Genomic DNA, 11,101 nt, shown 5'->3' with positions numbered 1-11,101 from the left:
CCGCGCCCAGCAAGGCCACTACCAGCGACAATCGACCCACGAACCATGACCATCACGAACTACGACTGGAGTACTAGCCGTACTCCTTCTTGCGCGCGAGAATCTCGGCGCGCTCAGCCCCGGGGTCCAGGCCCGACGGTTAGGTGTACGTCCATGCGGACGCGGTGGAGCATCGGTACTCCAAAGTGGACAACAGTCAGGAACGCTCGGGTTCGAGAAGGAAGCCGTCTCCAACCGTCTCACCTCGGCCTGCGGACGCTGCAGAGGAAGCAGCAGAATTCCGACTTCACCGCCGAGGCGCCGTCATCGTCGTTGCGTTCGTCGCCGGGGAAATACAGCTGGGAGATCAGCAGTTCGTGCTCGACCTGCTTCCGTGGATGGCGACCGACGAAACAATTGAAAACCCGACTCGGCCAACAAGGCACGGGAACATCCGATATCGCAGCAACTGCAGGATGACTAGAATCAAGGTGCAGCAAATCATCTGCTATAGTCCACGCATGACCTCCCAGAAATTGGGAGATCTGCCAAGGATTAGTGATCACGTCCCCCTCGGACACCGCATTAGGTGAGATCTCACCAGTTGCGAGAACCTTCACTCAACTCCACCGAGTGAAGATTTCTTCTTTTAAGGCTCGGGTGGGCGTCACGGGTGCGCACAGCTGCGGACGCCGTATCAAGCGTGATGACGCCATGTGAGTTCGAATCCCCGGCGCGGTTCCAACAGGTACCTCACGAACCAAAATGCCCGTTGAGCTGCGGATCTCCGCGACGACCGTGATCGAACGGCACCGCCGCAAGGCCCGGTGACCGCCGTGAGAAGCTCGAATGGAGCAGTCTCGTCCGGGCTGTGGCGCGATCCTGCTCTAGCCATCCAGAGCGGCTGCACCGTCCTCGTCGCCCTCGTCGCCGCCTACGCCTCCTACCGCCACGGCCGGGACTTCGCCCTCCGCTTCGGCGCCGACCACACCACCGCCGCCATTTGGCCACTCATCGTCGACGGTCTCCTCATGGTCGCCACCGTCGAACTCTGGAAACCCGCCGACGCCGAACGCGCGGAAGGCCGATGGGCCGCGTGGCTGACGTTCATCTTCGGAATCTCGCTGTCGCTCTGCGCCAACATCGGCTCCACCTCCGACCTCAGCATCCTCGGCATCGCCGTCGCCGCATGCCCTCCCCTAGCCCTGCTCCTCGCCGTCGAACTCCTCAACCGAGCGCTCATAGGACACAGAACCGAGGCCGACAACACGCCTGAAGAGCAGAGCCACGGCAAGGTCGAAACAACCTCGCCCGACGACACCAGTGTCATCCAACCGACCTCGGCGAGGAATCAGGAACCACCCGCCGAGCAGACCGCTGAAGAACGCATGGGAGCCCACTACCTCGCCGAACAAGCCGAAGGGCGCGCACCCACCGGCGCCGACCTCGACCGGGGTCGCCGGCACCCACAATTACGGCCGCCGCATCCTCCGAAAGCGGCCTAAGGAAGGGACTCTTCCTCTCGCCGATCCGAGCCAACCTGGCCGATCTGCCCAAATGACATGCCTTCCGTACCCCAAGCGGCAACATCTCAGAACCCTCGACTTACCGCGCCAGGTTCGGTCGGATCGACACCTTGAACGGAGGTTTCAGAAAGCCGTGCTGCACCGGCTGCCCCAGTCGAGCCGTCACCTCTTCATAGCTTCGAGCGCACGCACGAAGGCATCTTAGGTAACGACAGGAACTCCTAGGGCCCCTGCGTCCTTTGCTTTGCCGGATAGCGAATCCGGGTCCGCGGCGGCAACGACTCGGGTCTCCTGCTCACTGACCTGATCACCTGAAGGCCTAGGGCTAGCGCTTCTGCTGTAGGGTCGCTGCGCTGACGACGCATGGCGCCTGTCAGAACGATCCGGTCACCGGGGCGCAGCACGAGCCCTCCGATACTGACCTCCGCGAACTGGTCTGAGGTCGCTCCGCATGCGTGGGATGCCATGCATCCATAGAACTCACTGATCATCGCAACCCTTGAGTCGAACTTCCTTCTCTCGCAGGAGCGAATCATCGACCAAGGGCCGCACTCATGATCAACTGAGATCGACACTCACCGACCCGTGGTTAAACGACAAGCTGAACTCGTAATCAAAGCGCGACCGCCCTACCAGTGAGGCTTCGCTTCGAACCGCCGATGTAGCCCCTGTTCCTTCATGCGGGTGTGCGGCACTCCACCGCAAAGGTGGTAGACAGATAGCGCTGGTAGCAGACGTTCGCCCGCGTGCGATACAACAGGGGTATGTCGAGATCACCCGTCGAGTCCGGGGTGGACTTCACACCGAACTGGCCTACCTGCCAAGAAGATGTCAATCCGAGTTGCGTCGGTGTTCAGGTCAGCGGCTTTGACCGTTGCCTGACGCACCTGCGCCACGATGATCTGGAACAAGTGCTGTCAGGCCTCGGGCCGGGCGCTGATCTGGACGCGCGCGGTACCACGTTCGATGCGGAACTACTCGGGAGGGTGCTCCAGGCTATCGGCACAGGCGATACCGGTTCCGTTCGCCCTCAGTTCGGGGAAGTCAGATTCGAGCATGCCCGTTTCGCCGCCGATGCGAGTTTCGCCCGCGTGCACTTTGCGCGAACCGCCAAGTTTGACAAAGCCCAGTTCAGCGAGAGCGCCGAGTTCAGAAGTGCCCGGTTCAGCGAGCAGGCCGGCTTCCTTGGTGCCCAGTTCAGCGGGAACGCATGGTTCACCAATGTCCAGTTCAGCGGCGCCGAGTTCCGCGACGCCCGGTTCACGAACGCCAAGTTCACCGATGCGCGGTTCAGCGGAAGCGCCAAGTTCACTGATGCGCGGTTCAGCGGGAACGCCGAGTTCGGCGGTGCCCGGTTCAGCGGGCACGCCCTGTTCACCAGTGCCCGGTTCAACGGGAATGCATGGTTCACCAATGCCAAGTTCAACCAGAACGCCGAGTTCCGCGAAGCCCGGTTCAGAGGGGAAGTCAGGTTCCGCAATGCCCAATTCAGTGCGCACGCATGGTTCCTGAGTGCCCATTTCACTGAAAACGCGGAATTCGATGGTGCCCGATTCAGCGCGCACGCCAGGTTCGCTGATGCACGGTTCAGCGCGAACGTTCGGTTCGACTTTGCCCAGTTCGAGGCTGCCACCGGCCTAGGGCCGCTGGTTGCGGCCGAACTATTTCTCGACGACGCGGTGTTCTCGCGGTCGGTCGTGATAGAAGCCGAGACTGGCTTGTTGTCTTGTCGCCGGACTCGGTTTGAGGAGGGAGTGGCGCTGCGTATGCGATACGCGAGTGTCAACCTCGAGAGGGCTTCCTTCGGCAGGCCGTCATCTTTGGAAGGCAGCCACCAGGCTTTTCGCATCAATACCACTCAACGCAACGTCGTGGCTTCTGTGGAACAGGTGCAGGGGTGGGATCAGCGCGCCGCACGGAGCCGTGATCATGCCGAAGTCGGGACGCGTGGCGGGCAGATCGAGACGTGGGTACCCGGTCTGACAAGCCTGGAGGGCACCGATGTCAGCGAGCTGCTCCTGACAGATGTGGACATGCGGTGGTGCAGGTTCGCCGGCGCCCACCATCTGGACATGCTGCGGATCGAGGGGCGCTGCCCTTTCCACGAGCCGCCTACGGGATGGAGCGCGGGGTGGGCGTGGCCGCCGCTGTGGCGGTGGACCCGCCGCCAGGTCCTGGCCGAGGAGCACGCGTGGCGTCGCAGAAGGCCAGGACGCAAGAGCGCGGACTGGCAGTCATATCCGCTGGGAGGTAATCCCGTCGAAGTTGAACCTGAGCGCCTGGCGGTACTGTACCGGTCCCTGCGCAAGGCATTGGAGGACGGCAAAGACGAAGCCGGCGCCGGCGACTTCTACTACGGCGAAATGGAAGCCCGCCGACACACCGGACCCCGGCGGGATCGGGTCGTGCTCACCGCCTACTGGCTCATCTCAGGGTACGGCCAACGGGCCCTACGTGCCCTTGCGGGCCTCGCTCTGCTCGTCGTCGCGATCACCGTCCTCCTAGTGGGCACCGGGCTGCCCTCCAGCAGCCCTGCACAACTGGTCGCCGGCACACTGCAGCCCGCACCCACCAGCGCCCCCCAGGTAGTCGCCCTGCAGATTAGCGACCCCCCGACCACCATGCCCCCGGTCGCGCAACGGTGGACCTGGAATCGGACGGGCAAAGCACTCCAGCTCGCGATGGGCTCAGTGGTCTTTCGCGACGGCGCCCAAAAGCTGACTCCCGCTGGGACGTGGACGGTTATGGCAGGCCGATTCCTCGGCCCCGTATTCCTCGCGCTGGCAGTTCTCGCCATCCGCGCCCGGGTCAAACGATGACAACGAGACGACATCCACGTTATCTACCTCGGTAGACACTGACCAACTGCGCACAGAAGCCAGCGCTGGCCAACGCCGAAGTTGGCCAACCACCGCCCACGAGGAACAAACACCGGCTTCGTCGGCCTGCCCACGCCTGCCGCAACGCCGCGACTACTGACCGTCGCCGGCTCGGCGGGAACGACGAACTTTTCCTGCGTTCAGGCGCCGAGGCGGCTGTAGAGGCGTGCCGCGAGGGTGGCGGCGAGCTGGTTGAGATGTCCGGTGGGGTTGTGGAGGGCGTACTGGCCCAGCAGTTCCGCCATGACATGGGCTTCGGTCTCCGACAGCAGCGCGACGCAGCGTTCCCGGCGGCCCTGCTCGGCCAATCGTTTGAGGGCGTCGACGTATTCCTGGTGGTCGCGCACCCCGGTCAGGCCGAACGGGTCCTGCTGTGCGGTCGAGTCGGTCATTCCGGCCCTTTCGAGTGATGTCGTCCCTCGCCGCCCCCGCATTGACCTGCGGATCTGCAGCGTCAGCGGTCTTCCACGCCGAGACAGGAGCAAATCTATGGCCACGAGGGTAGACATTCAACCTCGGGTGCATGTAGTGTCCTTCTCGTACCGAGAGAGACAACGTCAAGCAAGCGCGGGAGATGACGGAACTACCCGCGAAGTGAGACAAGACGGTCAGGCAGGACGAAGCCAATCGGTGAACAGGTTTCGGCTGGTGACCGGAGAAGTACCGGGATCAAGGAGTGAAGACGCAAGCAGCAAGGCCGATCCCGGCGAAGTAATGCAATATCAGTAAACGCAAGTTGCAAGAGTATTTGGCAGTGGCAAGTCAGTAGGTGCAGGACTGGTCAGGCGCCCGGAGCCGATCTTTGACGGGCTCCGGGCGGTGACCAGCGGCATGGCGCGTGCTGGGGCCGATCAGTGGAAGGGTTCCAGCCGGTCATGTCCTCGCAAATCGCAGCACAGGCAGTACCCAGTAAGAGAGAAAAACAAGAAAGAAGGGAAAGGGAGCATCATTGGATCGCCCGCGGCGGCTGGGCAAATGTGCCGCGCGGGTACCGCAGGCCCATCGGATTGGATGGTGGTTCTCGGTTACGAACAAGCGATCTCCGCATCGTCCGCCTGTCGGACGGACACCGCGGATGCACGGCACCGGCTTCACGGCCAGTAGACAATGGTGAAACCCAACCCCTGGGACCCCGGGCGCCACACGTGGCGCCCGGGGTCCCTTGTGATGTGGAGGTGGAATGATTCCTGACCAACGCGAGACCCCTGCTGCCCTTTCAGGTGGGGCCGATAAGTTCGACGATGACCATTACCCCGCGTACACGATGGGCCGCGCCGCGGACATGCTGGGTGCCACCCAGAACTTCCTGCGCAGCCTCGACGAAGCCGGCTTGATCACACCGCAGCGCTCGGCAGGCGGACACCGCCGCTACTCCCGGCAACAGCTGCGCATCGCCGCCCGCGTGCGGGAACTGGTCGACCAGGGCACGGCTGTCGAGGCCGCCTGCCGCATCGTCTCCCTCGAAGACCAGCTCCACGAAGCCCAGCTCCAGAACAACGAACTCCGCACCGCCGAATAAGCCATCAGGTCGGGGTTTGCCGCCATATCTCGCGGCACACCCTGATCCGTTCTCGACTTCCGTGGCCGCTTCCCTCGAGAGTGGCGGAGCTCATCACACAATCAGCGGCCAGCAGAACAGCGCACCGTGCCTGAGTTACTCCGCTTCACTGTTTCGTAGCCTACGTGCTGTGGTCGTCCAGTCGCAGGCGACGAGTGAGGACGTCGCGGGCAAGGTCGGTCACGGAGCGGTCGTCACGGAAGGCGTAGGCGCGCAGCCGGGCGAGCGCCTGATCGGGCGGGATGGCGAGGGTGACGGCGAGCAGGCCGGCGGCTTGCTGAACTTCCTCTCGGTAGCAGCCGAGGCCGTCGCCGCGACCGGAGTCGCTGGTGACCAAGCACGCCGCGCTCCGCAGCACCAAGGGCAGCAGCCCGTCCCGGACGCGATGGAAATCGCGTGATTGCGATGCGGTCAAGGCGCCAGGCGTGGCCCGGTAACCGGTAAGGGCTCCGAACGTGCCGCCGTGGACTCGCAGCGGGGTGGCGATGACGGCTCGGGCCGGCGACCGCATCGCGGCAGGCAGGAACAACGGCCAGCGGGCCTGATCGGTGGCGGCCAGATCGGGTTCGGACACCGTATAGCCCTGCCGGGCGGCTTCCAGGGTGGGACCGTCACCGAGGGTGTATTGCAGACTGTCCAGCTCGTGCCCTGGCCCGTCGACAGGGTCGCACCACACCAGTTCCAGGTTTCCGGCACCGGTGATCAGGTCGATGGTGAGGGCATCCAGGCCGAGAAGCACAGCGATGCGCAGGGAGGCGACAGTGCCGAGGTGCTGCCCCTCGGAGGCCGCGCGGCGCAGGCGAGCCAGAACGGTCTCGAGGTCATCGGGCGGTGTCACACCTCCACCTCAAGCATCGCCTCGGCGACAGCAAAGTAACGTTCAGAGTTGCGCAATCGAAGTCACCCGTCGAGTAGGTTCCCCAAGCCGCGGTGACGAAGATCCAGCCACCAGCGAGCCAAGGAACAGATACCCCGTGGAGGGGTACGTCATGCCCGCTGGCAGGTGCTCGGCTCGCCTCATTCTCGGTGGCCCGCCCAAGGCCACAATCCGACCGGTTCCACACAGTCTGAACGACCTCACGATACGTAGCTCATTGTAGCGCTGCCGCCGGAAGGAGTGAATGCGACCGGGAGCCTCGGACATCCAAGGCCTACGCAAGCCAGCCTCGCGATGTCGGGGTGGCAGATCGCGACAAGCGTGCCGATCATCCTCGGCATTCCGCTGGGGCCGGATACCTGGCCCGCCGCCTCGGCAACGAGCGAAGGGCCGCACGTGGTTCGCGCTACGGTTCCTGCCGAAGATCGGATCAGCCTGACACCCGAAACCGCTTCGCAGCAAAGCTGCGCAGGCGGGAACGAATGTGCATCCTGCGAGTGCCCCCGGCGCGACTCGAACAAGTACCCCACGCCAAAAAAGGCCTGTTGAGCTGCGGATCTCCGCGACGACCGTGATCGAGCGGCACCGCCGCAAGGCCCGGTGACCGCCGTGAGCCATCCGAACGGAGCAACGGCACGCGGAGCTTGGCGTGAGCCCGCGCTAGCCGTGCAGTGCGGCTGCACAGCCCCGTCGCCCTCGGCGCTGCCTACGCCTCCTACCGCCACAGGCGGGACTTCGCTCTACAGTTCGGCGCCGACCGCACCACGGCCGCCATCTGGCCACTCATCGTCGACGGTCTTCTCATGATCGCCACCGTCGAACTCTGGAAACCGACGGGCGGTGAACGAACCGGAGGGCGTTGGACCGCCTGGCTTGCCTTTATCTTCGACATTTCGCTGTCCCTCTGTGCCAACATCGGCTCAACTCCTGACCTCAGTGTCCTCGGAGTCACCGTCGCCGCTTGCCCCCGCTGGCTGTTGAATTACTCAACCGTGCTCTCAGGCGGCGCAGGTTCGCAGCGGTTGAGCAGATGAGCGAACCAGCGGCGGCTTGCTCCGCCGGCAGCGACGACGCAATCCAGGTTGACTCCGCAACGTGCCCGGAGCCCGCTGTTGAGCTGAACGCAGAAGTACTCATGTGGGCGCACTACCTGGCTGGGCAGGGCAAGGGGCGTACACCGACTGGTGCTGACCTCGACCGGATTGCCGGGACCCACAACTACGGCCGCCGCGTTCTGAGGAAATGGCGCAACGAAGGACTTCTCCGAAACACGGTTCAACCAGGTCTCGGCTCGGGTGAATCCGACGTAGACGGCCATCCTTTCCGAACTCCGTGTCGAGCCACACAGACAGATTTCGCACCTGCGTCGAGTGCTCGCTGACTGTCCGGCGCAGGCCTACTTCGCCATCTCCCAAGACGACCTGGTCCGTGCTGCAGGGCATTTCTCGCCCACCGCCGCGCGATCCGACCGGCCGAGGAATACCGTGAACCGACGATGAGGAATGGACCGAATTTCAGCAGCAGTTCCACGCACGCAAGCTGGAACCCGGGCTTCCGGGTGACCCTATGGCTCTGCCAAAGCCCACCTCGGTCCGGAGACGAAGGATGTGCTGCTGGCGTCCGTGTTCCGGCTCCGCCCACGGCCATTCCTGGCCGACGTTCGGATTCGCAGGCAGTATCTGGGTACCAGTCCCGGGTCCGGACAGGGTCATCGTCAAGTCCGAGAGAACAGCCATCCGCATGTCCAGGCGTTGGCGATACCGGCCGATCAGGCCGTCGATGCGGCTCTGCGTGCTGGCTGAGGCTAGCCCGAACAAGCTGGGCTGGAGCCATCCAGTCGCGGGTGGCGCGGTTAGTTGACGGGGCTGCGGCGTTCGAGGAAGACGGTGTCGTGCCAGATGCCGTCGCGTTCGGCGATGCGTTCGCGGATGCCGACGGTGCGGTAGCCGGCGCTGTGGTGCAGGGCGATGCTGGCGCGGTTGTCGGTGAAGATCGAGGTCTGGAGGGTCCAGATTCCGGCGGTGTCGGCTTCGGTGACCTGTTTGTGGATGAGGGCTTTGCCGACACCGCGGCCGCGGTGGCTTTCGGCGACGTAGATGGAGGTTTCGGCGACTCCTTGGTAACAGTCGCGCGCCGAGGTCGGTGTCGCAGCGGTCCAGCCGACGACGTCGCCGTCGATGTCGGCGATCCAGCGGTGGCCGGGTAGCCATTTCGCGTCGAGAGCCGCACGTGAGGGGACGTCGGTCTCAAAGGTGGCCAGGCCGGTGGCGATGCCTTCGGCGTAGATCCGGCGCACCGCTTTCCAGTCACCGTCGGCCATCGGCCGGAGAGAGACGTCCTCGGGCAGGTTGTCCGGGCAGCAGGGCCGCGGCGCGAGCACGCCCATGACGGCGTCGGCCGCGTGCGGGAGCCCGCTGCAGCAGGCCTGGTTGATCGTCACGACCGTGGCCGTGCCCTCTTTCCGCAGGTGAACGAACCCCACATCGGCCAGCTTCCGCACGTGATGGGAGCACGTGGACTGACTGGTCCCGAGGATCTCCGTCAACGCGCCCACGGTCAGGCCTCGGGGCGAGGTCGCGACCGCGTGCAGCAGTTTCACCCGCATCGGCTCGGCGAGGCAGGCGAACCAGCCGGCGTAGGTCGCGGCTTCGGTTTCGGGCAGGACGCCGGCGAGCGGAGCAGGTACCACGGTGGTCATACCGCACAGTATCGACCAGAATCGATGGTTGCGTCAATCGATGGCCGTCGATACAGTCCCCCGCATCGACTCAATCGAGATGGATCGATGAAAGGGTGCGTGGGGATGAACGAGCTGCCTGTCGTGGTGATCGGGTCCGGGCCGGTGGGGCTGGCGGCGGCCGCCGAGCTGGTGGAGCGCGGTTTCGAGCCGTTGGTGCTGGAGCGCGGTGCGCACGCGGGCGCCGATGTGGCGGCGTGGAATCACGTGCGGTTGTTTTCGTCGTGGTCCGAGCTCGTCGCTCCGGCGGCCGGGCGGCTGCTGGCGGCGACCGGCTGGACACGGCCTGACGGCGAGGCATATCCGACGGGTTCGGACTGGGCCGAGCTGTATCTGCGACCGCTGGCGGCGGCGCTCGGTGACCGGGTCCGCTTCGACGCCGAGGTGATCGGCGTCGCTCGCCGGGGACGGGACCGGGTCGTGGACAGCGGCCGCGACGACGAGCCGTTCACCGTGCACGTCCGCGCCGCCGACGGGGCGGAGGAACGGATCGCGGCGCGGGCGGTGATCGACGCGTCCGGGACGTGGTCGACGCCCAACCCGCTTGGTGGCGAAGGGCTTCCCGCCGTCGGTGAGCGTGCGGCGGTGAACCGGATCGCGTACCGGGTCCCGGATCTGGGCTCCCCGGAGGCGCGGGCGCGGTACGCGGGCAAGCATGTGGTGGTCGCGGGCAGCGGGCATTCGGCACTGACCGCACTGGTCGCGTTGTCCGGTCTGGCGAAGGATTCCGCGGACACCCGGATCAGCTGGGTGCTGCGCCGCGGGGTGGTCGGCAACACCTTCGGCGGCGGCGAGGCCGACCAGCTTCCCGCTCGGGGCGCTCTCGGGCTACGCGCCCAGGAAGCAGTGGCCGCCGGACTGATCACGGTGGTGACCGGGTTCCGCACCGAGACGGTCGAACGCAACACCGGCGGACGGCTAACCCTCATCTCCTCCAGCGGACAGCGGATCGAGCAGGTCGACGAGGTCGTGACCCTGTCCGGTTTCCGTCCCGACCTCAGCTGGCTGTCGGAGATCCGGCTCGAGCTGGACGCGACGCTGCAGGCACCGGTCGCGCTCGCGCCGCTGATCGACCCGAACGTGCACTCGTGCGGGACGGTGTATCCGCACGGCGCGAAGGAACTCGCGCATCCGGAGAAGAACTTCTTCCTGGCCGGGATGAAGAGCTACGGTCGGGCGCCGACGTTCCTGGCCATGACCGGTTACGAGCAGGTGCGCAGCATCGCCGCCCAGCTCGCCGGTGACCACGAAGCCGCCGCGCGGGTCGAGCTGCGGATGGCCGAGACCGGCGTCTGCGGCGGCGCCGGTGTGTTCGACGAACCGGATTCCGCGCCGGCTGCTGGCGGCTGCTGCGCGGCACCGGAGCCGGAAGTCCTGACACTGTCCGCGCCGTCGGCCGCGGCGAACTAGCCCCGATGCCGGCGGTTCTCTGCGTCACCGAGATCACCAGCTGGGGCATCCTGTTCTACGCCTTTCCTGTGCTGGCAACGGAAATCAGCAGCACGAAGGGCTCGCCGACCACGTGGGTGATCGCGGCGTTCTCGG

The 11,101-nt window shown here is 65.3% G+C and carries 8 protein-coding genes; 5 read left to right on the top strand and 3 right to left on the bottom strand.

The genetic code is table 11. The annotated features are described in order from the left end of the window. The first annotated feature begins 815 nt into the window (after positions 1-815). Together H074_RS37060 and H074_RS37055 are read left to right on the top strand one after the other, a co-directional pair. Entirely contained in the window at positions 816-1,484 is a 669-nt protein-coding gene (locus H074_RS37060; RefSeq protein ID WP_235096975.1) for a DUF2637 domain-containing protein, read from the top strand. A gap of 812 nt (positions 1,485-2,296) precedes the next feature. Continuing rightward, positions 2,297-4,324, top strand: a complete 2,028-nt coding sequence (locus H074_RS37055) for a pentapeptide repeat-containing protein (protein ID WP_161630730.1) — start codon at positions 2,297-2,299, stop codon at positions 4,322-4,324. A 200-nt stretch (positions 4,325-4,524) separates the two neighbouring features. On the opposite strand, the gene H074_RS37050 is transcribed toward H074_RS37055, so the two are convergent. Next, entirely contained in the window at positions 4,525-4,776 is a 252-nt protein-coding gene (locus H074_RS37050; protein WP_007035232.1) for a hypothetical protein, read from the bottom strand. A gap of 788 nt (positions 4,777-5,564) precedes the next feature. On the opposite strand from H074_RS37050, the gene H074_RS37045 reads away from it, so the two are divergent. Continuing rightward, positions 5,565-5,903: a MerR family transcriptional regulator gene (locus H074_RS37045; protein ID WP_039924415.1), complete on the top strand. Its 339-nt coding sequence runs from the start codon at positions 5,565-5,567 to the stop codon at positions 5,901-5,903. 160 nt (positions 5,904-6,063) lie between these two features. Here the strand turns inward: H074_RS37045 and H074_RS37040 are convergent, their stop codons facing one another. Beyond that, positions 6,064-6,780, bottom strand: coding sequence for an ANTAR domain-containing protein (locus tag H074_RS37040; protein ID WP_007035230.1), 717 nt, complete (start codon positions 6,778-6,780; stop codon positions 6,064-6,066). A 710-nt stretch (positions 6,781-7,490) separates the two neighbouring features. On the opposite strand from H074_RS37040, the gene H074_RS41905 reads away from it, so the two are divergent. Beyond that, positions 7,491-7,853, top strand: coding sequence for a DUF2637 domain-containing protein (locus tag H074_RS41905; RefSeq protein ID WP_007035229.1), 363 nt, complete (start codon positions 7,491-7,493; stop codon positions 7,851-7,853). Positions 7,854-8,671: 818 nt separating this feature from the next. On the opposite strand, the gene H074_RS37030 is transcribed toward H074_RS41905, so the two are convergent. Beyond that, positions 8,672-9,517 (bottom strand): helix-turn-helix domain-containing GNAT family N-acetyltransferase, encoded by an 846-nt coding sequence (locus tag H074_RS37030; RefSeq protein WP_007035228.1) that lies wholly within the window; start codon positions 9,515-9,517, stop codon positions 8,672-8,674. A 105-nt stretch (positions 9,518-9,622) separates the two neighbouring features. Between H074_RS37030 and H074_RS37025 the strand changes: the two genes are divergently transcribed. Further along, positions 9,623-10,966, top strand: a complete 1,344-nt coding sequence (locus tag H074_RS37025; protein WP_007035227.1) for an NAD(P)-binding domain-containing protein — start codon at positions 9,623-9,625, stop codon at positions 10,964-10,966. Positions 10,967-11,101: the final 135 nt, after the last annotated feature.

It is taken from the genome of Amycolatopsis decaplanina DSM 44594 (assembly GCF_000342005.1).
Taxonomy (GTDB): Bacteria; Actinomycetota; Actinomycetes; order Mycobacteriales; family Pseudonocardiaceae; genus Amycolatopsis; species Amycolatopsis decaplanina.
The sequence above is the reverse complement of the archived record's forward strand: the minus strand, read 5'-3'. Positions and strand labels throughout refer to the sequence as shown.